Here is a 26,389-nt window from a genome sequence, read left to right as displayed (position 1 = left end):
CCCTAATTGTTTTATTCCAGCTTACGCAACTTCAACCATGTTGGGTGCATGCACCGGCATTGGCTTTGCGGCGAGGTCCTCAGGACTAAAGTCATCAACATTAATCACATACAGACGCTGCTGTTCTGCTTGCTTAAGTAATTCGGCTTGCGCTTTATCTAAGATATCTTTCTCTAGCCCCAGATCAGCGACTTCATCTAAGCGCAAGAATGGACGTCGTTGGCCAGTTTCTTTACATACCTTATCGAACAGTGGTTCCGCTTGCAAAATAACCCCAAGCGCGTGCTCGATTTTACCCGCAGGATTGAATTCACTGGCTTCAAGGTATTGATTGCGGCCGATGCGTGAACGTGTCTCACTTGGTGTTTGCAGGATTTGAGCAACCTTGCTATCGAGTTTGTCACTCGGTGCCGTGCGTATGCGGCCAAACGGCATGATCACCAGACGCAGAGCTTTGCCCAGCAGTTTGTTGGGGAAGTTAGCTAAGAACTCATCAATGGCATGCTCAGCTTGTTGCAAGCTGTCTTGAAGGCCCCAGTGTACCAATGGTAAATCTTCTTGCTGACGACCTTCTGACTCAAAGCGTTTAAGCGTTGCTGAGCTGAGGTAAAGCTGACTTAGGATATCGCCTAAGCGCGCAGACAAGCGCTCTTTGCGTTTCAGTGACCCACCTAAGACTGCCATTGCAATATCCGACAAAAACGCAATATTAGCACTGTAGCGGTTTAGCTGTTGATAGTAGCGCTTAGTGGCATCATTGGTTGGCGCGGCAGATAAGCGGCCATCGGTAATACCTAACCAGAAACTGCGTACTAGGTTACTTAGCGTAAAGCTCACGTGACCGGCGAGCGCCGCATCAAATTTATCTAAAGCGTCAGAACTTTGCGAGTAAGCGGCGTTCATTTCGTCAAGCACATAAGGATGACAACGAATAGCACCTTGGCCAAAGATGATCATCGAGCGGGTGAGGATGTTTGCCCCTTCAACAGTGACAGCAATAGGCGCGCCTTGATAACCTCGGGCGAGGAAGTTTGACGGGCCCAAACAGATCCCTTTACCGCCGACGATATCCATCGCATCGATGATGCTTTGTTGACCGCGGTGAGTACAGTGGTACTTAACGATGGCCGAGATCACCGATGGCTTTTCACCTAAATCGATACCTGCAACCGTGAGTGCACTGGCGGCATCCATCACATAGGCGTTACCACCTAAGCGTGCTAACGGCTCTTCAACGCCTTCCATGTGGCCAATCGGTTGTTTAAATTGACGACGGATTCGGGCATAAGCGCCAGTCGCCAACGCCGCCGTTTTAATGCCGCCGGTTGAGTTGGATGGCAAGGTAATGCCACGACCTACCGACAGACACTCAACCAACATACGCCAGCCTTGACCAGCCATCTTAGGTCCGCCGATGATGAAATCAAGTGGTACAAAAAGGTCTTCGGCACGCGTTGGGCCATTTTGGAACGGCACGTTAAGCGGGAAGTGACGGTTGCCAATCTCGACTCCTTCAAGGTCCGTTGGAATCAGTGCACAAGTAATCCCAAGGTCAGTATTGTCACCCAGTAGGCCATCTGGGTCACGCAGCTTGAACGCCAGACCAAGTACTGTCGCGACAGGTGCCAGAGTAATGTAGCGTTTATTCCAGGTTAGGCGCATACCAAGCACCTCTTTGCCTTGCCATTCGCCCTTACACACCACACCGAAATCAGGGATTGATCCTGCATCTGAACCTGCTTCTGGGCTAGTGAGAGCAAAACATGGAATTTCTTTGCCTTGAGCTAGGCGAGGTAAGTAGTAATCTTTTTGATCAGTGGTTCCGTAGTGCTGCAATAGCTCACCAGGACCGAGAGAATTCGGTACGCCAACGGTGGATGACAGGACACCCGATACACCGGTCAGTTTTTGCAAGACTAACGATTGTGCGTAAGCAGAAAATTCCAAGCCGCCATATTTCTTCTTGATGATCATGGCAAAGAACTTGTTATCTTTTAGGTATTGCCAAACATGGGGTGGCAGATCGGCCAATTCATGAGTCACTTGATAGTCATTCACCATGGCACACACTTGGTTGACCGGACCATCGAGAAACGCTTGTTCTTCAGCGCTTAACTTAGGGTCTTGAATCTGATGGAGTTTTTTCCAGTCAGGTTTGCCTTTGAATAGTTCTGCTTCCCACCAAACCGTGCCGGCATCGAGTGCTTCTTTCTCGGTTTTCGACATCGCTGGCAGCACTTTTTTGAACAACAATAGCGCTTTTTTACTGATCAGCGATTGTCTTATTGATGGCACGGCTAAAACTGCGATGGCGGCGATATAGAGTAACCAGCTTAGTGAACCGACACGGCCAAACACTGAAAGCACCACCATAGTGATGGTCAGTGCAGCAATCGAAGTCAATAGTGAGCTACGGTGGTAGAGGCAGGTGGCGAGCACCACGATAAAGCCAAGTATAGAGAGCAAGATGTCCATATATGTTTTCCTTTTACGACGATTATTGGTTTGTTTTACGTCGATGAGTAGTAAGAGGTCTAACCAGTCAAGTGTAATCAAAATATTAATGAAATGTAAAATGGATAATTGCTTAAAAAGTGATCTAAGTAGAGTGGTTAGTCTAAAAATGCCAACTGGTGCCAGTTTTATGAGCGAAGAGTGACGACAAAAGTGGAATTGTTCTCAACTCACTATCGACAGTGACAAATGTTTGGGTAAACTCTGTTAGTAACGCTTTCTGTATTTATTGCAGAATCATCTATGACAACGATTAGAGATAAACCTATGTACCAGGATTTAATTAAAAGTGAATTGACGGAAGCGGCGGATGTACTGAATAAGTTTTTGAGTGATGACCACAATATCGCTCAGATCGAAGCGGCGGCAAAAATGCTTGCCGATTCGTTTAAGCAAGGCGGCAAAGTGCTTTCTTGTGGTAACGGTGGTTCTCACTGTGATTCGATGCATTTTGCTGAAGAGTTAACTGGACGTTATCGTGAAAATCGACCTGGCTTGCCTGGTATTGCTATCTCTGATCCAAGCCATCTGTCTTGTGTGAGTAACGACTTTGGTTACGAGCACGTATTTTCGCGTTATGTTGAAGCGGTTGGATCGAAAGGCGATGTGTTATTTGGGCTGTCGACGTCAGGTAACTCGGGCAATATTCTAAAAGCGATTGAAGCGGCGCAAGCAAAAGGCATGAAGACCATTGCTTTAACAGGTAAAGATGGTGGCAAAATGGCAGGTCTTGCGGATATCGAAATCCGTGTACCGCACTTTGGTTATGCCGACCGTATTCAAGAGATCCACATTAAGATCATCCATATCATCATTCAGTTAATTGAAAAAGAGATGGAAAAATAAGCACGACAATATTGGTTTAAACAGTATCGGCAACGATGTCGATACTGTGGTTTGCATAGGAGAGTCGTAAACCATGTGTGAATTGCTCGGAATGAGTGCCAATGTACCAACGGATATCTGTTTTAGTTTTACTGGGTTGATGCAGCGAGGGGGTAATACCGGACCGCACCGAGACGGTTGGGGGATTACTTTTTATGAAGGCAAAGGCTTTCGTAATTTTAAAGACCCAAAGCCGGGTTGCGACTCTAAAATTGCTGAGTTGGTGCAAAACTATCCGATCAAAAGCCGCGCAGTGCTCAGCCACATTCGGCAAGCCAATCGTGGGGCGGTCAATCTAGAAAATACTCATCCATTTACCCGTGAGTTATGGGGACGTTATTGGACTTTCGCTCATAATGGCCAGCTTAGCGATTATGCTGATTTAGTGACGGGACGTCATCGTCCGGTTGGCCAAACTGACAGTGAATTGGCATTTTGCTGGTTATTGAAACAGATGGAAGATCGTTACCCAGAGCCGCCGCAAGACATGCTCGGCGTGTTTCGTTTTATTGCTCAATGTTGTGACATTCTCAAGCAGAAAGGGGTGTTTAATATGCTTCTTTCCGATGGTGAATATGTGATGACCTTTTGCACCAATCACCTGTATTGGATCACGCGTCGTGCGCCGTTTGGTAAAGCGTCGTTGATTGACGAAGACGTAGAGATTAATTTTCAGGAAGAGACCACACCTAATGACATCGTGTCGGTAATTGCCACGCAACCACTGACCGACAATGAAGCGTGGCACCGAATGAAGCCCGGTGAGTTCGGGATATTCCACTTTGGTGAGATTGTTGATGGCAATGCTGATGAACTGACCGATGTTGCTTTTGCGCCGAAGAAGGTGACCAGTCAGGCTCCGACTCAGCCGCTCGAGTAGAACCGCTTCAGTATCGATCGTTTCTACCTGACCGTTACCCACAAAAAAGGCCGATGTTTATACATCAGCCTTTTTTTGTTTATTGGCGTGCCTAATTAATTAAGCAAGCTGAGCTTTAATATGCTCAACAATATCCGTCATTGGGACGGCAGATTTCTCGCCATTGCGACGGTTCTTGTACTCGAAGTTGCCTTCTTTCATGCTACGGTCGCCGATAATGACAGTGTGTGGTACACCCAGCAGCTCCATATCAGAGAACATCACACCAGGGCGTTCTTTACGATCATCAAATAGGACCTCAATCCCCATGGCCGTCAGTTCGTCGTACAGCTTGCTTGCGGCTTGCTGCACTTCTTCTGATTTGTGCATGTTCATCGGTACAATCGCAACTTGGAATGGTGCTAGTGCGTCAGGCCAGATGATGCCGTATTTGTCGTGGTTCTGCTCGATAGCTGCGGCAACTACACGGGTAATACCAATACCGTAACAACCCATCTCAAGAATGGCGTTCTTACCGTCAGGGCCAAGCACGCCACAGTTCATTTTTTCAGAGTAAGTGTTACCTAGCTGGAAAATGTGACCGACTTCGATACCACGCTTAAGTTGAATCGTACCTTGACCACATGGGCTAAGATCACCTTCGACTACGTTACGTAAGTCTTCAATTTGGCTCAGTTCAACATCACGGCCCCAGTTAATACCGAAGTAGTGTTTGTCGTCGATATTGGCACCCGCGCCGAAGTCACTCATTGCTGCCACGGTGCGATCAACGATAAAGGGCAGTTTAAGACCCACTGGGCCAAGAGAGCCAGGACCTGCACCGATAAGCGCACGAATTTCTTGCTCTGAAGCCATTTCAAGTGGCGCTGCAACTTGTTTTAAGTTTTCAGCTTTGACTTCGTTGAGTTCATGATCGCCACGAATAATAAGCGCGATAATTGGTGCTTCAATCTCGTCAGAGGCTTTAACAAACAGTGTCTTAACGGTTTTCTCGATAGGTAGATCGAACTGTTCGACAAGTTCTGCGATGGTTTTCGCATTTGGCGTATCAACCAGCGTCATTGCTTGAGTTGGCTGTGCACGTTCGCCAGCAGGTGCTAGCGCTTCTGCTTTTTCAATGTTCGCGGCATAATCCGACTCTGTTGAGAAGGCAATCAAGTCTTCACCGCTTTCTGCAAGCACGTGAAACTCTTGCGAGCCACTACCACCAATTGCACCACTGTCGGCCAGTACAGGACGGTAATCTAGGCCCATGCGATCAAATGCTCGGCAGTAGGCATCGTGCATTGCGTCGTAAGATTTTTGCAGACCTGCTTTATCAATGTCGAAGCTGTAGGCATCCATCATCGAGAATTCACGCGAACGCATTACGCCAAAACGTGGGCGGCGTTCATCACGGAACTTAGTCTGAATTTGGTACAGGTTTAGTGGCAACTGTTTGTATGAACTGACTTCATTACGCACTAGGCTAGTGATCACTTCTTCAGCTGTCGGGCTAAGAACAAACGGACGCATATGGCGGTCAGTAAAGCGAAGTAGCTCAGGGCCCATCTTTTCACTGCGGCCTGTCTCTTCCCATAGTTCAAACGGTTGTACAACGGGCATCAAGGTTTCAACAGCATCGGCATTATTGATTTCTTGACGAACGATGTTTTCGACTTTACGCAGCACACGTAGACCGGTAGGCAGCCAAGTATAGAGACCTGAAGCCAGCTTACGGATCATACCTGCACGTAGCATGAGCTGGTGGCTCACTACTTCTGCGTCGTTTGGAGTCTCCTTCAAAGTAGAAAGAAGATATTTACTGGTACGCATTCTATGGTATCCGTTTATTAATGTTTGACAGACATTCCCTTATTGAAAGGGGAATAAAGTTAAGCCGTTTATAATATCAGCCTATTGGCTTTGTCAAAAGCGTTCAATTGCAGTAACCATTACTAAGTTATCGCTTACGCTGAATCTTATGTTCAAATCGAACAAATTTACCGCGTATTGCTTATCATCTGGCTTACCTTTCTTATAGGCAGGACGTGGGTCTTGCGCCAGTACTTGGGCGATGACTTGAGTTTCCATTGCTTGATCGCGCCGTTTTGCCAGTGTCATTTTGGCTTGAGTTGAAAACTCAACCGTTAGCGTCTCGGGCTCTTGTTCGGCATAACCGCCACAGGCATTGCTGATGTTATCGCTGTAGGGAATATAAGGTTTGATATCAATAATCGGCGTACCATCGACAAGATCAACGTTGCCTAAATCGAGATAGATTTGCTCTGCTTGCTGAGTCACTCCGTGCAATGGAATGGCAGACATACCGATGCCATTGGGCCTAAATGTCGCACGGGAAGCAAACACACCAACGCGTTCGTTACCCCCAAGACGCGGAGGGCGCACCGTTGGTTTCCATCCTGCTTGCAAATTTTGGTCAAACATAAACAGTAGCCAGATATGGCTAAATTGCTCGATTCCTCGAACTGACTCAAGACAGTTTGCTGCTCCTAGCAAGCGTACCCTTGAGGTCGCCGCAGTGACCAATTTTGGTTGGCGAGGAACTGCGAATTTCTCTTTATATGGGCTTTCAATAATGCCGATAGGTTCGACCGAGTACATGGTGGCTACTTTATGCAAAAAATGGTGGTGGAGAAAATATCATAAAATCACTTTCGTTTCTCTTTGATAATGATTGCTAAATGAAATGTTATAACATAACATTTATTCCTGCAGTGGCATCAATATTGAACTGAGTCATTGCATAGAGAAAGTCATTGGGCTTCAAGCACAATGACGGTGAATCGGTTGGATAAAAGAATCAAGAGGAAAGGTTATGAAAGTCGTTAAGTCGCTAAAAAGTGCTAAGCGTCGCCATCCAGATTGTCAAATAGTCAAAAGAAAAGGCCGTTTATACGTGATATGCAAAGCGAACCCAAGATTTAAGGCGGTTCAAAAATAACCGACTTGGGCTGTAATATAATTGTTAATTATCTTTTCTATAGGACCAAAACTTGATGCTGTTTTGTTCGATAAGCGAGGCGGGGTAAATCAATCCTTTGCCAAGTAAATGGCTGTTGTCGCGATATTATGGATCAACGGCTTAGTGCGTTCGATATAAGCAGCATTGATGGTTTGTCGTGAATCATAATGCTGGTAATTGAGTTTAAGTTAGTATTATTTGCTAATAAAATGTACAAATGACGTTAAAAAGCATGATTTGTTACACAGTTTGTAACATTTTAGATTTCTAGTTGAGCGTTTTGTCGAGTAACCTTCCGCCCGCATTTGGAACATTTGTGTCACATTTGCTCAGGGAAAACTACAAGGAGGGAACAGATGAGTTCATCTGCTTCAATTAAACAAAACACTCCCCAAAAGCCATGGTTCACGCGCTTTTTGGACACTGTCGAATATTTGGGGAATCTTTTACCCCACCCAATTACTCTTTTTGCCATCTTCTGCCTTGCTATTCTGGTGTTTTCCGGGATTGCCGGTTACTTTGAAGTCTCGGTTATGGATCCTCGCCCAGAGGGTGCCAAGGGTCGCGCTGCCGATGGTATGATTCATGTCGTTAGCTTACTGAATGCAGACGGCTTAGCGTTGATCGTGACTAACTTGGTGAAAAACTTTGTTGGTTTTGCACCACTAGGTACTGTACTGGTCGCGATGCTTGGTGTGGCGATTGCAGAACACTCAGGTCTATTGTCGGCAGCCATGCGTGGCATGGTGATGGGCGCATCTAAGCGCATGGTTACAGTGACCGTCGTTTTTGCAGGTATCATTTCTAATACAGCATCAGAGCTTGGCTACGTGGTTCTTATCCCACTGGCAGCGATGCTATTCCACTCTTTAGGCCGTCACCCACTTGCTGGTCTCGCTGCCGCGTTTGCTGGCGTATCTGGCGGTTACTCTGCAAATCTACTGATCGGTACTGTTGATCCGCTTCTGTCAGGTATTACTGAAACGGCAGCGCAGATGATTGATCCGTCTTACACGGTCGGTCCTGAAGTTAACTGGTACTTCATGTTCGTCTCAACCTTCTTTATTGCAGGGATGGGCGCGTTCGTCACAGAGAAAATTGTTGAGCCAAAACTTGGCAAGTACAACGATGAAGATGCGGCGGAAGATCTGTCTCAAGATAAGATGGGCAAACTGTCTGGAGTTGAGAAAAAAGGTCTAAAACTGGCGGGCATTGCGATCGTGGTTGTTTCTGCGCTACTGGCGTGGACGATTGTTCCTGCTGACGGAATTTTACGTTCTGACGCAGGTACGGTTGCAGGCTCTCCATTCCTTAAGAGTATCGTGGCGTTCATTTTCGTCTTCTTTGCGATTCCTGGTTTTGTCTACGGCAAAGTGGTTGGCACGATGAAGACAGACCGCGATGTTATTGATGCTATGGCTAAGTCTATGTCGTCAATGGGTATGTACATCGTATTGGTGTTCTTTGCGGCGCAATTCGTTGCTTTCTTTAAGTGGACCAACTTTGGTCAAGTGTTTGCCGTTGCTGGCGCTGACTTCCTGCAAAGTATTGGCTTAACCGGACCTATGTTGTTCTTCGCCTTCATCCTGATGTGTGGCTTCATCAACTTGATGATCGGCTCTGCGTCGGCTCAGTGGGCAGTAACTGCGCCTATTTTCGTGCCGATGTTGATGCTGGTGGGTTACGCGCCAGAAACGATTCAGGCGGCTTACCGTATCGGTGATTCAACGACCAACATTATCACTCCGATGATGAGCTACTTTGGTCTGATTCTAGCCGTTGCCACGCGCTACATGAAGAACCTAGGGATCGGTACACTAATCGCGACCATGCTACCTTACTCGCTGTGCTTCCTCGTCGGTTGGAGTGTGCTGTTCTATCTATGGGTATTTGTGTTTGGTCTGCCAGTTGGTCCTGGTGCGGCTACCTACTACACACCTTAGTCAGTCTGTTACTTTTGTTAATCGAACCGGAGCCTTTGCTCCGGTTTTTTTATTGCGCTCGAATGGCGGCTATCTGTTTGACAATCCTTATTGGTGAACTTTACTTATTGGTAGAGTCCTAAGATTGTGAGGTTAATAACAATGCCAATAATGCCTGTACAGACTCACTCAGTCCTTACTTTAAGATAACGCGGTTATGCGACGATACCATTTGGTCATTTTCTGCTGTTTACTCTTGTCTGCGCCACTTTTCGCGAAGGTTTCGGTGCAGCTCGTAACCCTTGATTACCCACCTTACATTGAACACCGCGAAGACCAATTGCGTGGCGTGGCTGTCGAATTGGTTGAGGCGATATTTGCCGAGCTTGAGCAGCCTATTACTATTGAGGTGATGCCATGGGCGAGAGCGCTTAACTCGATTGAGTATGGACGAGCGGATGCCATTTTCACGGTGTTCAAAAACCCCACTCGAGAGCGTTTCGCTGATTATAGCCAGCAGGTTCTGTTTACCCAGAATATCAGTTTGGTTGCTCGGGCTGACGCTGAAATATATAGCGATGACTTTATTACCAGCGATGTCTCAATGTTGGCCATTTGTGTGGTCAATCAAGTCAGCTATGGCGTGCGTTTTGACAAGCTATTAATGGATGAGTCGTTTAGGCAGGTGTTTAAGCGTAATGGGGCCGAAGAGTGCGCGCACTTAGTACGAGCTGGTCGGGCTGATTTATGGGTCAATAATGATTTTGGCGCGCGTAGTATTATGGTAACTGAACATTTAGAGAAAGTGCTTAAAGTGTTGTCTCCTCCGATTGAAGCAACGTCAAGCTATATTGCGTTTTCTAAACGCCGCCAGCAACAAAAGCTCAGAGACCAATTTGATCAGGTTCTGCGTCAGATGAAGCAAGATGGTCGATATGAAGCCTTAATCGACAACTACTTTGAATCATTGCGTCAGCAGCCGGCGAGCAATAAAAAAGGCTGACGAAAACGTCAGCCTTGAAAGAAAAAGTTAGAGGTAGGAATTACCAGCCTTTAACAACCCCACCTTGGAAGATGTCTGATGCCGCAGCATACACTTCGTCAGTTTGGTAAGCTTTAACGAAGTTCTGTACGTTTTCAGCTTGGACATTGTCTTCACGCGCAACAATCAGGTTTACGTATGGCGACTCTTTATCTTCAACGAAAATGCCGTCTTTTTGTGGTGTTAGGTTGATAGAGCTTGCGTAAGTGGTGTTGATCACAGACAGCGCTACGTCGTCGAGTGAACGTGGAAGCTGAGCAGCGTCAAGTTCAACAATGGTGATGTTCTTAGGGTTTTCTGCAATATCACGTACCGTCGCAAGTAGGCCAATGTCTTCACGTAGTTTCAACAGACCTTGCTGCTCAAGTAATAGTAGTGAACGACCTAGGTTAGTTGGATCGTTAGGAACCGCAATACGCGCGCCATCTTGGATCTCATCAACCGACGTTACTTGCTTTGAATAACCGGCAATAGGGTAAACAAAAGTGTTGCCTGCGATAGTCAGTTTGTAATCACGGTCAGTCACTTGCTGATCTAGGTATGGCTTGTGTTGGAATGCGTTGATGTCGATTGAGCCATCATCAAGCGCGGCGTTTGGTGTAACGTAGTCAGTAAAAGTGACCAGCTCGACATCCAAGCCATACTTTTCCTTAGCCACTTTTGCTGCGACTTCCGCAACCTGAGCTTCCGCACCAGCCATTACGCCAACTTTGATTTTGCTGGTATCAGCTTGCTTTTCGCCACAACCAGTTAGAATCAGTGCAGACGCTGCTGCTGCGATAGCCAAAAGACCTTTAAGACTGAATTTCATCACTATCTCCTTATGAATAAATCTGTGAAGTATTGTAGAACTTATTATTGATTAACGGTGGTCGACACGACGGACAATCGCATCACCAATAGATTGAATAATTTGTACCAGCACGATGAGCATTACTACCGTCACGGCCATGATCACCACATCGTAGCGATGGAAACCATAACGAATTGCAACGTCACCTAGGCCACCACCACCGACAGTACCGGCCATGGCAGAGTAGCTGACTAGCGTTACTAGCGTGATGGTTACCGAGTTTACGATAGTTGGCATTGCCTCTGGCAGCAGCACCTTAGAGATGATCTGCATTGGCGTGGCTCCCATTGATTGCGCGGCTTCAACCAAACCAGTTGGTACTTCTAATAGTGCGCCTTCAATCAGACGGGCAACAAATGGAATCGCGCCAATCGTCAGTGGCACAATTGCAGCGGTCGTACCAATAAAAGTGCCGACCAATAGTTTGGTCACAGGAATAATCGCCACCATCAACACTAAAAAAGGAACCGAACGACCGATATTGACGATAGCGCCCAGGATGCGATTGAGTTTGGTGTTCTCAAGCAATCCGCCTTTTTTACTGGTATGCAAGATCACGCCAAGAGGGATACCGACAGCAAAGCCAACAATACCGGCCACGGCGACCATGTAGAGTGTTTCCCAAGTTGCGCCTAGGAGAAGTTTGCTGTTTAAGCTCAGCCACTGTGAAATTTCGTTAAAGGACATAACCCAGCACCTCTACTTTTACGTTATGGTCACGCAGGAAAGCTATCGCTGCGTTGTCATCTTGTTCATTACCAAATAGCTCTGCGACCATCATGCCGAATTTAACGCCGCCAGCGTAGTCAAGGTCTGAACTCAAAATCGAAACATCGATGTTGAATTTACGGGCAATTTGGCTCATCAATGGTGCATCAACGGTTGCTCCGGTAAACTCTAAACGCACTAATGGGTAGCTATTCTCGACACGTGTTGGTTGCAAACGTGCTTGATAATCTTCTGGAATCGACAAGTCTAAAGTTGAGCGGATAAACTGATGCGCCAGTTCCGTTTTTGGGTGGGCAAAAATTTCGCCGACCGTGCCTTTCTCAACCAACTCACCATCGCCAATGATCGCAACTTGATGACAGATGCTTTTGACCACGTCCATTTCATGGGTGATCAATAGTATGGTGATGTTGAGTTTACGGTTGATCTCTTTAAGCAGCTCCAATATTGATTGGGTGGTTGCAGGATCAAGCGCGCTGGTGGCTTCATCACATAGCAGAACTTTCGGGTCGGATGCCAAAGCACGGGCAATCGCGACACGCTGCTTTTGGCCGCCACTCAAATTGGCCGGGTAGCTTTCATGCTTATCGGCCAGACCGACTAACTTTAACAGGCCCGTGACCTTGTTTTTGATGTGCGCCTGATCTTTTCCTGCTAATTCTAGTGGTAGCGCAGTGTTTTCGAACACGGTACGTGAAGAGAGCAAATTAAAATGCTGAAAGATCATACCGATGTTACGACGTGCTTCGCACAGCTGTGGTTTGCTTAGCTTGGTTAGGTCAACCCCATCAACAACGATTGAGCCTGAGCTTGGAGCTTCCAGCATGTTAACACATCGAATTAAAGTACTTTTCCCTGCTCCAGATGAGCCAATAACACCAAAGATTGTTCCCTGAGGGACATTTAGGTTGATCGCTTTCAAGGCATGTATTTCCTTACTGCCTTGATAGAAAACCTTATTTACTTGATTAATTTCAATCATTGAGAAACCCGTTATCAGTTTGGATGAGCAGTAGACGATTATTTTGAGCTACATCTCATTTACCAGAGAATGCTATGGGTTTGAGTGTTTAGTGTCAATAGATATTTTTACGTCTAGACGTCTAAACGTATCTTTCGCTAAAACCAATCGGAATGAGTTAGTGGTGAATGACATAAGAGGTAATTGCACAATCCATCGAGATGGCATAAAAAGGTGACTCAGGTATAATCTGGATACTAAAGCAAGCAAAATGAGAAACATATTTTGGCGAAACCAGCAGTCTTTCTAGACCGCGATGGCGTAATCAACGTCGATCACGGCTACGTGCATGACGAGCACGAGTTTGAATTCATCGAAGGGGTATTTGAAGCGGCTAAACAGCTGAAACAGATGGGCTATCAACTTGTTCTAGTGACCAACCAATCTGGTATTGCACGTGGTAAATTCAGTGAAGACCGTTTTCTCTCGCTGACTCAATGGATGGATTGGAACTTTGTCGACAACGGCGTTGAATTTGATGGTATCTACTATTGCCCGCACCATCCAGAACAAGGTTTAGGTAAATATAAGCAAGAGTGTGATTGTCGTAAACCTAAGCCGGGTATGTTTATTTCTGCGCGTGACTTTTTGCATATCGACATGGCTAACTCGGTCATGGTTGGTGATAAAGCCGAAGACTTGATGGCTGCGGAAGCGGCGGGTGTCGGCTGCAAAATTTTAGTGCGAACGGGTAAGCCGATCACCGAAAAAGGCCAGGCCATAGCCTCGGTGGTGCTAGACAGCATTAAAGATGTCCCTGCTTATCTAACAAAATAATCAATCAAAAGTCGCTCTGGGCGGCTTTTATTTTGTCTGGAGGTCATCATGACTATACGTTTATTAATAAGCACTGTGCTAGCTGCATTGATCGTTGGCTGCGTGAGCGATCGCGTTGTCAGAGAAAGCACATTTCAGGGTGACTTTACCCGTTATCACTGTGAGTCACAGTACGCCTTTCAAGTTGCCTATATGCCCAATACGCCAGCTGCGTTGCTAAGGCTAGTTGATGGTGATTATCGCTTAATTCAAGTTCCTTCAGGATCTGGGGTTAAGTACACGCTTGATGACATGACCAATCAAGCGCCGAATCCGATCACGCTACATGCTAAAGGCAATCAAGCCCGTTTGGAGATTGGCCGAATGGTTTACAGTGATTGCCTTACGCAATAATTACTTTACTATTGCGGCGGTGGGGCCGCGTTAGCCGTGAGTGTTCGATAACAGAATCAGAGAGTTATGAGTAAAAAACTAACCATTCTTGATATTGCCAAGTTATCTGGGGTCGGTAAGTCAACCGTTTCCCGAGTGTTGACCAATGATCCTAAAGTCAAACCTGAAACACGGGCGAAAGTGGAGCATGTGATCCGAGAGTCTGGTTATGTACCCTCGAAATCAGCTCAAGCGATGCGCGGCGGCAGTCAAAAAGTGGTGGGGGTGATTATCTCTCGTCTTGATTCCCCTTCAGAAAACAAAGCGGTCAGCAGCATGCTGGCGACCTTATACGCCGCCAGTTACGATGTGGTGATTATGGAGAGTCAGTTTGATCGCGTGAAAACCAATGAGCACCTTGACGTATTGAAAAAACGTAACGTTGATGGTGTGATCATTTTCGGTTTTAACGATCTCGATGTCACGACACTCGCAAGCTGGCAAGGGCGGTCAGTGGTCATTGCAATGGATACCGATGTCGTGTCATCAATTAACTACGATAATCGTGGTGTCATCGTGTGTGCATTGGAACACCTCAAGGCGCAGAGCATCGACAACATCGCCTTTATCGGTGTTGACCCGAGCGATAAAACCACCGGCTTGCTGCGTCTTAACGCGTATTTAGACTGGTGTCAGCAACAGCAAATAACACCTTGTTATCAAACCGGGCACTTAAACCGCGAGAGTGGCTACCAGTTGGTGGATCAAGTCTTAACCGACCAAACACAGGCGATAGTTTGTGCCAGTGATACGTTAGCGCTTGGTGTGATTAAACGCTTGCAAGAACTCGAGCGTGAAGATGTTGCTGTCACGGGCGTTGGTGGTAATGAGTTGCTCTCTTTTCTCTTTCCCAATATTTACAGCATTGACCCTGGCTACTCTCAAGCCGGTGAACGTTCTGCTAACCTTCTTATTTCACATATCAATGGTGAACCAGGCGCCACGCACATTACTCAGCAGCCAATTGAGTTCTAAGTCATTATTTTCAGACTGATTTAAAATTATACTGTGATCGCATTCAATTAATGGGATTGTTCCCATTTTTATCTTTAGATAGATCTGACACTATAATGCCCACAAATGGGAATGTTCCCATAAATGATAAAAATAATAACAACAGCCAAAGTCAGTGTGAAAAACACGAGAATGAGAATCCAATTAGTAGGGGACATGGATATGAGTAAGATTGCGAAACAAGAGGTGGAGCGTCTGATTGAATTTGTCGGCGGTCGCGACAATATAGCCAGCGTAAGTCACTGTTTAACAAGGCTTCGGTTTGTCTTGAATGATACTGATAAAGCGGACGTTGCAGCGCTAGAAGCCTTGTCGTTGGTGAAAGGTTGTTTCACCAACGCGGGGCAATTTCAGGTTGTAATAGGGACTGAAGTTGATGACGTATACAAGGTATTAATTGAGCTGTCAGGAAAAAGTGAAGCGTCTAAAGACGAATCAAAACAAGCGGCGCGTCAAAACATGAACCTGCTTGAGCGTGGGATTTCCCATCTTGCTGAAATCTTTGTCCCTCTGCTACCTGCCATCATCACTGGTGGTTTAATTCTAGGTTTTCGTAATGTGATTGGCGACATCAAGATGTTTGATGGGCAGTCGTTAACGGAAATCAGCCAGTTTTGGGCGACAGTGCATAGCTTCTTGTGGCTGATTGGTGAAGCCATCTTCTTCTTCCTTCCGGTCGGTGTGTGTTGGTCGACCGTGAAAAAGCTTGGCGGAACCCCAATTCTGGGTATTACGCTTGGTGTGACTTTAGTTTCCCCTCAACTGATGAACGCTTATTTAATCGGTAAGCAAGTACCTGAAGTCTGGGATTTTGGCCTCTTTGTGATTGAAAAAGTCGGCTATCAAGCTCAAGTGATTCCAGCCATGTTAGCGGGTATTGCCTTGGCGTTTATCGAAACGAACCTTAAACGTCTTGTTCCTTCTTACCTTTATTTAGTTGTGGTGCCGTTTGTTTCTATCATTGTGTCCGTGGTTCTTGCGCACTCAATAATTGGTCCGTTTGGTCGCGTTCTAGGTGACGGTGTTGCCTTCGCAGCAAAAGCGGCCATGACTGGTGACTTCGCAGTAATCGGTTCAATGGTCTTTGGTTTCCTTTATGCGCCACTAGTCATTACGGGTATCCACCACACGACGAATGCGGTTGACCTACAACTAATGCAAGATTTGGGTGGCACGCCAATCTGGCCTTTGATTGCACTATCAAATATTGCTCAAGCGTCAGCGGTTGTCGGCATCATCATCATTAGTAAGAAACACGGTGAACGTGATATCTCTGTTCCAGCAGCGATTTCAGCCTACTTAGGTGTCACAGAACCGGCGATGTACGGTATTAACTTGAAGTACAAGTTCCCGATGCTGAGCGCGATGATCGGTAGTGCGATAGCGGCTGCGATTTGTGGCAGTGCGGGTGTGATGGCTAATGGTATCGGTGTCGGTGGCTTGCCGGGTATCTTATCTATCCAGCCGCAATACTGGGGCATCTTTGCGATTGCAATGCTTGTCGCTATTGCTGTGCCAGCAACATTGACCCTGTTCTTCTACAAGCGCGCGCAAATCAAAGGTGAGCTTGATCCCGTTAGCAATTAATCGTTCCATCAAAGACATTTTCAGGAGCGACGTCTGTCGCTCCTTTTTAATCACTATTTTTCGGTAAGTGGGTTTAGCAATGACAACAATCACTCAGGATCCTAATTGGTGGAAAACCGCCTCGATTTATCAAATCTACCCCAAGAGTTTTTGTGACAGTGGCGACAAAGGCACGGGAGACATTCAAGGCATTATTTCTAAGTTGGATTACTTACAACGTCTTGGCATTGATGCCATCTGGCTTACCCCAGTTTATCAATCACCCATGATCGACAATGGTTATGACATTTCAGACTATTATGCGATTAATCCAGATTTTGGCACCATGGCCGACTTCGACCAATTGCTCGAGGAAGCGCATCAGCGTGGTATCCGCTTGATCATGGATATTGTGGTTAATCACACCTCGACTGAACATCAGTGGTTCCAATCTGCGTTGGGTGATAAGAACAGCCCGTATCGTGATTACTATATTTGGCGTGATCCGGTTGAAGGGCAAGCGCCAAATAACTGGTTATCTAAGTTTGGTGGCAGTGCGTGGGAGCGAGATGAAGCAACGGATCAGTACTATTTACACTTGTTCGCCAAACAGCAGGCGGATCTTAATTGGGAAAACCCAAAAGTAAGAGCCGAAGTCAAAGAAGTGATCAGCTACTGGGCAGAAAAAGGTGTCGATGGTTTTCGTCTCGATGTGATTAACCTAATTTCAAAACAGCAAGATTTTCCCAATGATGAACGAGGTGATGGTCGCCGTTTCTATACCGATGGACCGCGCGTTCATCAGTACTTGCAAGAGATCAGCCAAGCGGTATTTCAAAAATATCGCAGTGTGACCGTTGGAGAGATGTCTTCCACCACATTGGAGCATTGCCAGCAATACTCGTCACTGGATGGTAAAGAATTGTCCATGGTGTTTAACTTTCATCATTTGAAAGTGGATTATGCAAACGGCGATAAGTGGACCAAAGCTCCGTTTGATTTTCTTCAACTAAAACAGATCTTTAATCATTGGCAAACGGGATTAAATGGCAAAGGCTGGGGGGCACTGTTTTGGTGTAATCACGATCAGCCGCGCATCGTTAGTCGTTTGGGTAATGACAAACAGTATCGCGTTGAGTCAGCGAAAATGCTCGCAGCTTCAATACACATGATGCAAGGTACGCCATATATTTATCAGGGTGAAGAGTTTGCTATGACCAACCCTGGCTATACATCCATTGATCAGTACCGTGATGTCGAAAGTACCAATATGTACGACATCATGGTCCACCAGCAAGGTGTCAAACATGATGAGATGATGGCCATCTTGGCGCAGAAGTCACGAGATAACTCTCGCACACCGATGCAGTGGAACTGCGAGCGTTATGCGGGCTTTTCTAAGGCGCAACCTTGGCTAGATATTGCTGATAACTATCAAGAGATCAATGCAGAACAAGCTGAACAAAATTACGATTCGGTGTTTTATTTCTATCAACAACTGATTCAATTGCGAAAGCAAATAGAGGTAATTACAACCGGGGATTACCTCGACCTCTACCCAGATCACGACGCGGTGTTTGGCTATCAACGCCGTTCACAACAGCAAACCTTGATCTGTTTGAATAACTATTATGCTCAAGAAACAGAATGCGTTCTGCCGAGTGATTTTGAGTCTAGTCAGGCGAGTTACGTATTGGGCAACTACCAGGATTTACCTCAACAAGTAAGTCGGCATCAGGTATTACGTCCTTACGAAACGCGGATTATTGTTTTGCAAAACTAACCCCCAATGTTGTTTGCTTACTGCCCCGTTCTGCGGGGCTTTTTTATGGCGATGATAAAATTCATACGCAAAAAAGCCAGCTCATTGAGCTGGCTTTTTTAAAGGTGGTGGAGGGGGACGGATTCGAACCATCGAAGGCAGTGCCAGCAGATTTACAGTCTGATCCCTTTGGCCACTCGGGAACCCCTCCAGGGTATTTTCCTATTCCTAACAGAATAAGCTTAATTAATGTTTTCCCAACACGTTAATCAAGGGTTTCTCACAATTTATCCTAATGGTTATGCACCGTAAAGATAATCACAAGAGAAAATGGTGGAGGGGGACGGATTCGAACCATCGAAGGCAGTGCCAGCAGATTTACAGTCTGATCCCTTTGGCCACTCGGGAACCCCTCCAGGGTATTTTCCTATTCCTAACAGGAATAAGCTTAATTAATGTTTTCCCAACACGTTAATCAAGGGTTTCTCACAATTTATCCTAATGGTTATGCACCATAAAGATAATCACAAGAGAAAATGGTGGAGGGGGACGGATTCGAACCATCGAAGGCAGTGCCAGCAGATTTACAGTCTGATCCCTTTGGCCACTCGGGAACCCCTCCAGGGTATTTTCCTATTCCTAACAAGGAATAAGCTTAATTAGTGTTTTCCCAACACGCTAATCAAGGGTTTCTCACAATTTATCCAGAGGTTTATGCACCACAAGAATAATCACAAGAAAAAATATGGTGGAGGGGGACGGATTCGAACCATCGAAGGCAGTGCCAGCAGATTTACAGTCTGATCCCTTTGGCCACTCGGGAACCCCTCCAGGGTGTTTTCTTACTCCTAAAAGGAATAAGCTTAAGAAATGTTTTCCCAACACATTGCTCAAGTGCGGAGCGCATAATAGCAAACTCGTAAAAGCTGTAAAGCGTTTTTCCTATAATTTTACGCTGAATGATGTCTTTTTGGGCAAAGATGGTGAAAATCAACCACAAAGGCTAAACAATCAACGACTTTGCTTACATATTATTTCTCGTTCTTTACATTCCTTGACGTTTTTAATCCGTATAACTCGCTACAATATATCGAGTTTATTTATGCAGAATCTAAATCATGAAAAATAAAATCATTCTGAGTTTACTCTCCGTGTCTATGCTTGTTGCAGCGCCGAGTTCTTTTGCTAACCGAGCAAAATCGTCAGCAGTGACGGTGGTGACTGAACCGGTGCAAATCCATCAAGTATCTCAGTCGTTGGCTTTAGTGGGAAAAATGGATGCCGAGCAAGCGGTGATGATCTCATCGGAAGTGACAGGCAAGATTGACGTTATAGCGGTCAATGCCAACCAAAAGGTCAATAAAGGACAGTTATTGATAAAGCTTGATGACGATAAATCACGGGCGGCATTGGCTGAAGCCAAAGCGTATTTGAAAGATCAGCAGCGTATTTTGCAAGAGTATGAACGACTGGTAAAAAGTAGCGCAATTACACAGACCGCGATCAATGCGCAGAAAACCAACGTGGACATTGCTCAAGCTCGTCTTGATGCCGCCAACGCTAATTTAAAAGATTTGCATATTACCGCTCCCTTTGCAGGCACGGTCGGCTTGATTGACTTTAGCCGCGGCAAAATGGTGACAGCGGGCAGTGAACTCATCACGCTCGACAACCTTTCGGTGATGCAACTTGATTTGCAAGTACCGGAGCGTTACCTCTCTCAACTGGCTAAAGGAATGAAAGTCAGTGCCACTACCGCAGCTTGGCCTGGTCAAGTGTTTGTCGGTGAATTGGTCGCGATTGACTCTCGTATTAATCAACAGACGTTAAACTTGCGAGTTCGTGTCCATTTTCCTAACCCAGACTTAGAGCTTAAACCGGGGATGCTAGTGTCGGCAGATATGGACTTCCCTGCGATTGAAGCGCCGATTATCCCCGTACAAGCGCTAGAGTACTCAGGCACTAAACGTTACGTCTATGTGGTAGGTGAAGACAATAAAGCGACGCGAACCGAAGTGACCTTAGGCGCTCGGGTTGAAAACCAAGTGGTGATTGAACAGGGCATCGCGATTGGCGATAAAATCGTCGTTCAAGGTATCGTCAATATGCGCGATGGCGTTGAAGTCAAAGAGCTTGGCCAAAGCGCTAAAATCAGTCAGCAAGGAGCGAACTAATGCTGCTGTCTGATATTTCTGTCAAACGCCCGGTTGCCGCTGTGGTGTTGAGTTTGCTGCTGTGTGTCTTTGGTATTGTTTCTTTTAGTAAGCTCGCGGTGCGTGAGATGCCAGATATCGAAAATCCGGTGGTGTCGATCAGTACGCGTTATGAAGGTGCATCAGCGACCATAATTGAGAGTCAGATTACGTCGGTTCTGGAAGATCAGTTGTCTGGCATTAGTGGCATTGATGAGATTGAATCGACGACGCGCAATAGCATGTCGCGCATCACCATCACCTTTGAGTTGGGTTATGACCTTAATACTGGCGTAAGTGATGTTCGTGATGCGGTTGCGCGCGCGCAGCGTTCACTTCCTGATGAAGCTGACGATCCTGTGGTGTATAAGAACAATGGTTCAGGACAAGCCTCACTGTATATCAATTTGAGCTCGTCTGAGATGGATCGAACGCAATTGACTGATTATGTAGAGCGGGTCTTGCTCGATCGTTTCAGTTTGATCTCGGGGGTGAGTTCCGTCGACGTTTCTGGCGGTTTGTACAAAGTTATGTACGTCAAACTTAAGCCTGATCAAATGGCTGGGCGGGGCGTGACCACTTCAGACATTACCTCTGCACTGCGCAATGAAAACCTTGAGAGCCCTGGTGGAGAAGTGCGTAACGATCAGATTGTAATGTCGGTCAGAACGGCGCGCAGCTATAAGCAAGCGCAAGATTTTGAGTACCTAGTGGTCAAGCGCGCCAGCGACAATACCCCCATTTACCTGCGTGATGTTGCCGATGTTTACATTGGCGCAGAAAACGAAAACTCAACCTTTAAAAGCGATGGTGTGGTCAATGTCAGCATGGGGATAGTGCCTCAGTCGGATGCCAACCCGCTCGATGTGGCTGAGTTAGTCCACAAACAAGTTGATGATATTCAGCAGTTTTTACCTGAAGGCACCCGTTTGGCGATTGATTATGACTCGACGGTGTTTATCGAGCGTTCAATCTCGGAGGTGTACAACACGCTATTTATTACTGGGGGATTGGTGATTCTGGTGTTGTATATCTTTATCGGCCAAGTCAGAGCAACTCTGATTCCTGCGGTAACGGTGCCAGTGTCGTTGATTTCCTCTTTTATTGCCGCTTACTACTTCGGTTTTTCGATTAACCTGATCACCTTAATGGCGCTGATTTTGTCGATAGGTTTGGTGGTCGATGATGCCATTGTGGTGGTCGAAAACATTTTCCATCATATCGAAAGAGGTGAGAAACCACTGCTGGCGGCTTATAAAGGCACGCGTGAGGTCGGCTTTGCTGTTGTTGCCACGACACTGGTGCTCGTCATGGTCTTTCTGCCGATCTCTTTCATGGATGGTATGGTTGGTCTGCTGTTTACCGAATTTTCGGTGCTGTTGGCGATGTCAGTGATTTTTTCTTCGTTAATCGCGTTAACGTTAACGCCTGTTCTGGGCAGTAAATTACTCAAAGCCAATGTCAAACCGAGTCGTTTTAATCTGTTTATTGATCGTCTGTTCGGTCATTTAGAATCAGCTTATCGCCGTTCATTAACACTCGCCCTGCGTTGGAAGTGGGTGGCACCGATTGTGATTGCGGCCTGTATGGGCGGAAGTTGGGGACTAATGCAGCAAGTACCTTCTCAGCTGACTCCTTCTGAAGACCGTGGCGTGATCTTTGCGTTTGTACGCGGCGCGGACGCGACCAGTTATAACCGCATGGCAGAGAATATGGACGTGATTGAGCAGCGCTTGTTACCCTTATTAGGTCAAGGATTCCTCAAGTCATTCAGTATTCAGTCACCAGCCTTTGGTGGTAATGCCGGCGATCAGACGGGCTTTGTGATTATGATCCTAGACGATTGGAACGAGCGAGAGCTGAACGCGCAACAAGCCTTGGGCGAAGTGCGTAAAGCGCTGTCTGGGATTGCCGATGTGCGGGTGTTCCCATTTACGCCGGGCTTTAGAGGTGGTTCTAGTGAGCCTGTACAGTTTGTATTGGGCGGCTCTGACTTTCCAGAACTTCGTATGTGGGCTGAAAAACTTGAGCAGTTAGCGGAAGCATCGCCTTATATGGAAGGGGCCGATATTAACTACTCAGAGAAAACCCCGGAATTGGTCGTCACCATCGACAAGCAACGCGCTGCAGAACTTGGCATCAGCGTTAAGGATATTTCAGATACCTTAGAGATTATGTTAGGCGGTAAAAGTGAAACCACTTTTGTCGAGCGCGGCGAAGAGTACGATGTTTATCTGCGTGGTGATGAAAACAGCTTTAACAATGCTGACGATTTGAGCCAAATCTATATGCGTACCTCTTCAGGTGAGTTGGTGACATTAGATGCCGTAACCAAGATTGAAGAGGTTGCGTCGTCGATTCGCTTATCGCACTACAATAAGCAAAAGTCGATAACCATTACGGCTAACTTATCAGAAGGTTACACCTTGGGTGAAGCGTTGGATTATCTTGATCAGCAAGCGATTGAGATGCTGCCAGGCGATCTTTCGGTAAGCTATTCAGGCGAATCAAAAGATTATAAAGAGAATCAATCGAGTGTGCTGGTGGTGTTTGGTCTCGCTTTATTGGTGGCTTATCTGGTATTGGCTGCCCAGTTTGAAAGCTTTATCAATCCTTTGGTGGTGATGTTGACGGTACCTATGGGCGTTTTTGGTGGTTTCTTGGGTCTGTTTGTGATGGGAGAAGGGCTAAACATCTATAGTCAAATCGGCATGATTATGTTGATTGGTATGGTGACTAAAAACGGTATTCTGATCGTTGAGTTTGCCAATCAGTTGCGTGATCGTGGCATTGAATTTGAAAAAGCGATCATTGATGCGTCAGCGCGTCGTTTACGTCCGATCATGATGACTGCCTTTACGACGCTTGCAGGAGCGATTCCATTGATACTCTCTTCGGGGGCTGGTTATGAGAGCCGTGTGTCGGTCGGTACGGTGATTTTCTTTGGTATGGCTTTTGCCACTTTGGTTACCTTGTTCGTCATTCCGGCGATGTATCGTCTAGTGTCTGCTCGAACTCAGTCACCTGGTCATGTTGAGGCCGAACTGAATAAAGAACTGGATCTTGATGTAAAAGCGCGAGCATCACATGGTGAGCTCAGTTAACCCAGAAGACAAGATAGATAGAACCAAGCCCGCGATAAATGCGGGCTTTTTTATAACTTGGATTTGAGGGGGTAAGTTATTAGCCGTAATTGACTGAATAGCGAGTCGGTTTATGATTCATCGCGAGTACGAGGTTGAGCGCGACAGCACCGATAATCGATAACAAGATAGTTTGAGGTGAGACAAATAGCAGTGAGCCGAGCAAGATCGAAAAATCAATCGCGAGTTGAGTTTTTCCTACCGAGATACCGAATTTATCTTGAATATACAGACACAACACATTGAAACCACCCAAACTCGAGCGATGACGAAACAGAATTAGCATGCCCAAACCCATCAGCAAACCACCCGCCACAGAGCAGTAAACCGGATTGATGGCTTCGAGACTGATCACAAGGTAGAGATGATCAGTAAAAACAGAGACCAGTGCACCTGAAATCGCGCTATTGACTGCAAAACGGGCACCAAAGCGTCGCCAAGCCAGTAGATAGAAAGGGCTGTTGGCTACAAAATAGAGCGTTCCCAACGATAAAGTGGTGATTTGGCTTGCAAGAAGCGCCAGCCCTGCGGTCCCTCCGGTAAGGAGTGAGGCGGACTGGAGGAAGAAGAAGCCTTGGGCGACGAGAAAAGTGCCAGTTAGAATTGCGATCCAATCTTCTTTACGTGAGTGTTTTTCCATCAATTTTAAATTTATCGAGCAAATAATGGCGTGCATACTATGTAAAAAATAAGGATTTCGGTAGCTTGGGGGTGAAATTTAAGGTAAACCTATGTAATCATGGTTTTACGGAGTGTAAAGGACAAAATTGACACTTCTCTTGATTTAAGGCGAGAGAAATGCTCAACATGATATTCTTCGTAAAGCATTATGAAAAAACTGCATGAGAAAAAGTGAATTTTTCTCTTTATGACCCAGATCAAATTATGTAGAATGCGCGTCATTAGCTTGATGCAAACGTTTGCGCGGCAATAAATGCGCAAATTATAAGGATCAAATGTCAGTTTTTTTGCCACATTAAGTCTTAATCTGAGTCAGGAGATACAGATGCTAAAGCGTGATATGAACATCGCGGATTACGATGCGGAACTGTTCGCAGCTATCCAAGAAGAAACTCTTCGCCAGGAAGAACACATTGAACTTATCGCTTCTGAAAACTACACCAGCCCACGTGTAATGGAAGCGCAAGGCTCCCAGCTCACCAACAAGTACGCTGAAGGTTACCCAGGCAAGCGTTACTACGGCGGCTGTGAGTATGTTGATAAGGCGGAAACATTAGCGATTGATCGTGCCTGTCAGCTGTTTGGCTGTGAATATGCCAACGTTCAGCCACACTCTGGCTCTCAAGCTAACAGTGCAGTGTACATGGCGCTGCTTAATCCTGGCGATACGGTTCTTGGTATGAGCTTGGCACACGGCGGTCACCTGACTCATGGTTCACCGGTTAACTTTTCGGGTAAACACTACAACGTTATCCCTTACGGTATCGACGAAGCGGGTCAAATCAACTACGACGAAATGGAAGCACTGGCACTAGAGCATAAGCCGAAGATGATCATCGGTGGTTTCTCTGCGTATTCTCAAATCGTTGATTGGAAGCGCATGCGTGAAATCGCTGACAAGGCAGACGCTTACTTGTTTGTCGATATGGCGCACGTTGCGGGTCTTATTGCTGCTGGTGAATACCCAACACCAGTTCCTCATGCCCATGTTGTTACGACAACAACACATAAAACGTTAGCAGGCCCTCGTGGCGGTTTGATTTTGTCAAATGCTGGCGAAGAGATGTACAAGAAGCTCAACTCAGCCGTCTTCCCTGGTGGTCAAGGTGGCCCTCTAATGCATGTTATTGCTGGTAAAGCGGTGGCATTCAAAGAAGCGATGGAGCCTGAGTTTAAAGCCTATCAAGCACGTGTTGTTAAAAATGCGAAAGCAATGGTCGGCCAGTTCCAAGAGCGTGGTTACAAGATTGTTTCTAACAGTACTGAAAATCACCTGTTCCTCGTTGACCTAATCGACAAAGACATCACAGGTAAAGATGCTGACGCGGCACTTGGCTCTGCGAACATCACTGTTAACAAGAACTCAGTACCAAATGATCCACGTAGCCCATTCGTGACCTCAGGTATCCGTGTTGGTACACCGGCGATCACTCGTCGTGGTTTCACTGAGGAAGACGCGAAAGAGCTTGCGAATTGGATGTGTGATGTTCTAGATAACATCGGTCAACAAGATGTAGTTGAAGCGACCAAACAAAAAGTTCTGGCGATCTGTAAGCGCCTACCTGTTTACGCTTAATTACTCTGCACAAGATCATAATAGCCTCCACGATGGAGGCTATTTTTTTGTCGCTGACTTTGGGTTGCCCGTTACTTTGGCAGGCTCAGCAAAGTGCCTGACTTACATCTAAACGAGTAGTACTTGCTACTTTCATTAAACTTACCTAACCCTTCACCATCACAATAGTCGATATTGATATCTCGCATTGTGCTGAGCGTTTCTTCACTGGTCAGGGCAAATTTAGAACCATCCGAACAGACGATACGTACCCGGCCATCATCACTGACTGAGTAAATATCCACTTCGGTGTTGCACAATTCGAATGACGCTTCACGGAAGTTATCTTGATCGGTGTTTGAAGCACACCCCGCTGTCACTGCCACTAATGCCGTTAACGCAATCAGTCCAAATGTTTTCATAGGAGATCCTTGGATGGTCTGTTTAATTATTGTA

General features: G+C 46.2%; 21 protein-coding genes and 4 tRNA genes. 13 read left to right on the top strand and 12 right to left on the bottom strand.

Annotation, left to right across the window (positions count from 1 at the left end):
- Positions 1-21 precede the first annotated feature (21 nt).
- Positions 22-2,475: an acyl-CoA dehydrogenase FadE gene (fadE, locus tag ViNHUV68_RS10990; RefSeq protein ID WP_391088120.1), complete on the bottom strand. Its 2,454-nt coding sequence runs from the start codon at positions 2,473-2,475 to the stop codon at positions 22-24.
- 306 nt (positions 2,476-2,781) lie between these two features.
- Here fadE and lpcA point away from each other — a divergent pair, with 306 nt between their 5' ends.
- Both lpcA and ViNHUV68_RS10980 read left to right on the top strand, forming a co-directional pair.
- Positions 2,782-3,360: a D-sedoheptulose 7-phosphate isomerase gene (gene lpcA, locus ViNHUV68_RS10985; protein ID WP_038173992.1), complete on the top strand. Its 579-nt coding sequence runs from the start codon at positions 2,782-2,784 to the stop codon at positions 3,358-3,360.
- A gap of 73 nt (positions 3,361-3,433) precedes the next feature.
- Positions 3,434-4,279, top strand: a complete 846-nt coding sequence (locus tag ViNHUV68_RS10980) for a class II glutamine amidotransferase (protein ID WP_391088117.1) — start codon at positions 3,434-3,436, stop codon at positions 4,277-4,279.
- 99 nt (positions 4,280-4,378) lie between these two features.
- Here the strand turns inward: ViNHUV68_RS10980 and ViNHUV68_RS10975 are convergent, their stop codons facing one another.
- A complete protein-coding gene (locus tag ViNHUV68_RS10975) occupies positions 4,379-6,094 on the bottom strand; it encodes a proline--tRNA ligase (protein ID WP_038173990.1) in 1,716 nt (571 codons plus the stop codon).
- A gap of 93 nt (positions 6,095-6,187) precedes the next feature.
- Entirely contained in the window at positions 6,188-6,883 is a 696-nt protein-coding gene (tsaA, locus tag ViNHUV68_RS10970) for a tRNA (N6-threonylcarbamoyladenosine(37)-N6)-methyltransferase TrmO (protein ID WP_391088113.1), read from the bottom strand.
- Positions 6,884-7,097: 214 nt separating this feature from the next.
- Here tsaA and ykgO point away from each other — a divergent pair, with 214 nt between their 5' ends.
- The 3 genes from ykgO (at position 7,098) to ViNHUV68_RS10955 (ending at position 10,169) form a co-directional block, all read left to right on the top strand.
- Positions 7,098-7,223, top strand: a complete 126-nt coding sequence (ykgO, locus tag ViNHUV68_RS10965; RefSeq protein WP_391088110.1) for a type B 50S ribosomal protein L36 — start codon at positions 7,098-7,100, stop codon at positions 7,221-7,223.
- A gap of 377 nt (positions 7,224-7,600) precedes the next feature.
- On the top strand, positions 7,601-9,187 hold the full coding sequence (locus ViNHUV68_RS10960; protein WP_391088107.1) for an AbgT family transporter: 1,587 nt from the start codon (positions 7,601-7,603) through the stop codon (positions 9,185-9,187).
- 265 nt (positions 9,188-9,452) lie between these two features.
- The gene (locus ViNHUV68_RS10955; RefSeq protein WP_391088105.1) at positions 9,453-10,169 is read left to right on the top strand and encodes a transporter substrate-binding domain-containing protein; all 717 of its coding nucleotides are present in this window, start codon (positions 9,453-9,455) and stop codon (positions 10,167-10,169) included.
- A 40-nt stretch (positions 10,170-10,209) separates the two neighbouring features.
- Here ViNHUV68_RS10955 and metQ read toward each other — a convergent pair whose 3' ends face one another.
- The 3 genes from metQ to metN are packed head-to-tail and all read right to left on the bottom strand — an operon-like array spanning position 10,210 to position 12,772.
- Complete coding sequence (metQ, locus tag ViNHUV68_RS10950) at positions 10,210-11,019, bottom strand: methionine ABC transporter substrate-binding lipoprotein MetQ (protein ID WP_038176196.1); 810 nt, start codon at positions 11,017-11,019, stop codon at positions 10,210-10,212.
- Between the two features lie 51 nt (positions 11,020-11,070).
- Entirely contained in the window at positions 11,071-11,748 is a 678-nt protein-coding gene (locus tag ViNHUV68_RS10945; protein WP_038176198.1) for a methionine ABC transporter permease, read from the bottom strand.
- Positions 11,738-12,772 carry a methionine ABC transporter ATP-binding protein MetN gene (gene metN / locus ViNHUV68_RS10940; RefSeq protein WP_038176200.1) on the bottom strand — a complete coding sequence of 345 codons (1,035 nt, stop codon included), beginning with the start codon at positions 12,770-12,772 and terminating at the stop codon, positions 11,738-11,740. Before metN ends, ViNHUV68_RS10945 begins: the two co-directional genes overlap by 11 nt.
- A gap of 264 nt (positions 12,773-13,036) precedes the next feature.
- On the opposite strand from metN, the gene gmhB reads away from it, so the two are divergent.
- The 5 genes from gmhB (at position 13,037) to treC (ending at position 18,383) form a co-directional block, all read left to right on the top strand.
- The gene (gene gmhB / locus ViNHUV68_RS10935; RefSeq protein ID WP_038176202.1) at positions 13,037-13,588 is read left to right on the top strand and encodes a D-glycero-beta-D-manno-heptose 1,7-bisphosphate 7-phosphatase; all 552 of its coding nucleotides are present in this window, start codon (positions 13,037-13,039) and stop codon (positions 13,586-13,588) included.
- Between the two features lie 48 nt (positions 13,589-13,636).
- Positions 13,637-13,981 carry an MliC family protein gene (locus tag ViNHUV68_RS10930; protein WP_038176203.1) on the top strand — a complete coding sequence of 115 codons (345 nt, stop codon included), beginning with the start codon at positions 13,637-13,639 and terminating at the stop codon, positions 13,979-13,981.
- A 66-nt stretch (positions 13,982-14,047) separates the two neighbouring features.
- Positions 14,048-14,995 (top strand): trehalose operon repressor TreR, encoded by a 948-nt coding sequence (treR, locus tag ViNHUV68_RS10925; RefSeq protein WP_038176204.1) that lies wholly within the window; start codon positions 14,048-14,050, stop codon positions 14,993-14,995.
- Positions 14,996-15,196: 201 nt separating this feature from the next.
- Positions 15,197-16,621 carry a PTS trehalose transporter subunit IIBC gene (treB, locus tag ViNHUV68_RS10920; RefSeq protein ID WP_038176208.1) on the top strand — a complete coding sequence of 475 codons (1,425 nt, stop codon included), beginning with the start codon at positions 15,197-15,199 and terminating at the stop codon, positions 16,619-16,621.
- Between the two features lie 79 nt (positions 16,622-16,700).
- On the top strand, positions 16,701-18,383 hold the full coding sequence (gene treC / locus ViNHUV68_RS10915) for an alpha,alpha-phosphotrehalase (protein ID WP_038176205.1): 1,683 nt from the start codon (positions 16,701-16,703) through the stop codon (positions 18,381-18,383).
- Between the two features lie 105 nt (positions 18,384-18,488).
- Here treC and ViNHUV68_RS10910 read toward each other — a convergent pair.
- The 4 genes from ViNHUV68_RS10910 to ViNHUV68_RS10895 all read right to left on the bottom strand — a co-directional run bounded on the left by ViNHUV68_RS10910 (position 18,489) and on the right by ViNHUV68_RS10895 (position 19,193).
- Positions 18,489-18,573: transfer RNA gene (locus tag ViNHUV68_RS10910), tRNA-Tyr, on the bottom strand.
- A 120-nt stretch (positions 18,574-18,693) separates the two neighbouring features.
- Positions 18,694-18,778, bottom strand: a tRNA-Tyr gene (locus tag ViNHUV68_RS10905).
- A gap of 121 nt (positions 18,779-18,899) precedes the next feature.
- Positions 18,900-18,984, bottom strand: a tRNA-Tyr gene (locus ViNHUV68_RS10900).
- A 124-nt stretch (positions 18,985-19,108) separates the two neighbouring features.
- A tRNA-Tyr gene (locus ViNHUV68_RS10895) sits at positions 19,109-19,193 on the bottom strand.
- Positions 19,194-19,480: 287 nt separating this feature from the next.
- Here ViNHUV68_RS10895 and ViNHUV68_RS10890 point away from each other — a divergent pair.
- Together ViNHUV68_RS10890 and vexH are read left to right on the top strand one after the other, a co-directional pair.
- Entirely contained in the window at positions 19,481-20,536 is a 1,056-nt protein-coding gene (locus ViNHUV68_RS10890; protein WP_038175472.1) for an efflux RND transporter periplasmic adaptor subunit, read from the top strand.
- Positions 20,536-23,658, top strand: a complete 3,123-nt coding sequence (gene vexH, locus ViNHUV68_RS10885; RefSeq protein ID WP_391088096.1) for a vibriobactin export RND transporter permease subunit VexH — start codon at positions 20,536-20,538, stop codon at positions 23,656-23,658. Before ViNHUV68_RS10890 ends, vexH begins: the two co-directional genes overlap by 1 nt.
- A gap of 79 nt (positions 23,659-23,737) precedes the next feature.
- Here vexH and ViNHUV68_RS10880 read toward each other — a convergent pair whose 3' ends face one another.
- Positions 23,738-24,337 (bottom strand): YitT family protein, encoded by a 600-nt coding sequence (locus ViNHUV68_RS10880; protein ID WP_038175474.1) that lies wholly within the window; start codon positions 24,335-24,337, stop codon positions 23,738-23,740.
- Between the two features lie 366 nt (positions 24,338-24,703).
- On the opposite strand from ViNHUV68_RS10880, the gene glyA reads away from it, so the two are divergent.
- Entirely contained in the window at positions 24,704-25,954 is a 1,251-nt protein-coding gene (gene glyA / locus ViNHUV68_RS10875) for a serine hydroxymethyltransferase (RefSeq protein ID WP_038175475.1), read from the top strand.
- Between the two features lie 71 nt (positions 25,955-26,025).
- Here the strand turns inward: glyA and ViNHUV68_RS10870 are convergent, their stop codons facing one another.
- Positions 26,026-26,355 (bottom strand): hypothetical protein, encoded by a 330-nt coding sequence (locus ViNHUV68_RS10870; RefSeq protein ID WP_038175476.1) that lies wholly within the window; start codon positions 26,353-26,355, stop codon positions 26,026-26,028.
- Positions 26,356-26,389 lie beyond the last annotated feature (34 nt).

This window comes from Vibrio sp. NH-UV-68 (assembly GCF_042940635.1).
GTDB classification, from domain to species: Bacteria; Pseudomonadota; Gammaproteobacteria; order Enterobacterales; family Vibrionaceae; genus Vibrio; species Vibrio pacinii.
Note: the sequence above shows the minus strand (reverse complement) of the source record. Positions and strands in the feature narration are given on the sequence as shown.

Excerpts from the sequence above, each read along its gene's own strand:
- ViNHUV68_RS10945 (WP_038176198.1), bottom strand. The coding sequence starts at position 11,748 with ATGTCCTTTAACGAAATTTCACAGTGGCTGAGCTTAAACAGCAAACTT.
- ViNHUV68_RS10980 (WP_391088117.1), top strand. The coding sequence starts at position 3,434 with ATGTGTGAATTGCTCGGAATGAGTGCCAATGTACCAACGGATATCTGT.
- ViNHUV68_RS10880 (WP_038175474.1), bottom strand. The coding sequence starts at position 24,337 with ATGGAAAAACACTCACGTAAAGAAGATTGGATCGCAATTCTAACTGGC.
- ykgO (WP_391088110.1), top strand. The coding sequence starts at position 7,098 with ATGAAAGTCGTTAAGTCGCTAAAAAGTGCTAAGCGTCGCCATCCAGAT.
- lpcA (WP_038173992.1), top strand. The coding sequence starts at position 2,782 with ATGTACCAGGATTTAATTAAAAGTGAATTGACGGAAGCGGCGGATGTA.
- metN (WP_038176200.1), bottom strand. The coding sequence starts at position 12,772 with ATGATTGAAATTAATCAAGTAAATAAGGTTTTCTATCAAGGCAGTAAG.
- treR (WP_038176204.1), top strand. The coding sequence starts at position 14,048 with ATGAGTAAAAAACTAACCATTCTTGATATTGCCAAGTTATCTGGGGTC.
- tsaA (WP_391088113.1), bottom strand. The coding sequence starts at position 6,883 with ATGTACTCGGTCGAACCTATCGGCATTATTGAAAGCCCATATAAAGAG.
- ViNHUV68_RS10975 (WP_038173990.1), bottom strand. The coding sequence starts at position 6,094 with ATGCGTACCAGTAAATATCTTCTTTCTACTTTGAAGGAGACTCCAAAC.
- ViNHUV68_RS10930 (WP_038176203.1), top strand. The coding sequence starts at position 13,637 with ATGACTATACGTTTATTAATAAGCACTGTGCTAGCTGCATTGATCGTT.
- ViNHUV68_RS10870 (WP_038175476.1), bottom strand. The coding sequence starts at position 26,355 with ATGAAAACATTTGGACTGATTGCGTTAACGGCATTAGTGGCAGTGACA.
- glyA (WP_038175475.1), top strand. The coding sequence starts at position 24,704 with ATGCTAAAGCGTGATATGAACATCGCGGATTACGATGCGGAACTGTTC.
- metQ (WP_038176196.1), bottom strand. The coding sequence starts at position 11,019 with ATGAAATTCAGTCTTAAAGGTCTTTTGGCTATCGCAGCAGCAGCGTCT.
- ViNHUV68_RS10960 (WP_391088107.1), top strand. The coding sequence starts at position 7,601 with ATGAGTTCATCTGCTTCAATTAAACAAAACACTCCCCAAAAGCCATGG.
- ViNHUV68_RS10890 (WP_038175472.1), top strand. The coding sequence starts at position 19,481 with ATGAAAAATAAAATCATTCTGAGTTTACTCTCCGTGTCTATGCTTGTT.
- treB (WP_038176208.1), top strand. The coding sequence starts at position 15,197 with ATGAGTAAGATTGCGAAACAAGAGGTGGAGCGTCTGATTGAATTTGTC.
- fadE (WP_391088120.1), bottom strand. The coding sequence starts at position 2,475 with ATGGACATCTTGCTCTCTATACTTGGCTTTATCGTGGTGCTCGCCACC.
- treC (WP_038176205.1), top strand. The coding sequence starts at position 16,701 with ATGACAACAATCACTCAGGATCCTAATTGGTGGAAAACCGCCTCGATT.
- vexH (WP_391088096.1), top strand. The coding sequence starts at position 20,536 with ATGCTGCTGTCTGATATTTCTGTCAAACGCCCGGTTGCCGCTGTGGTG.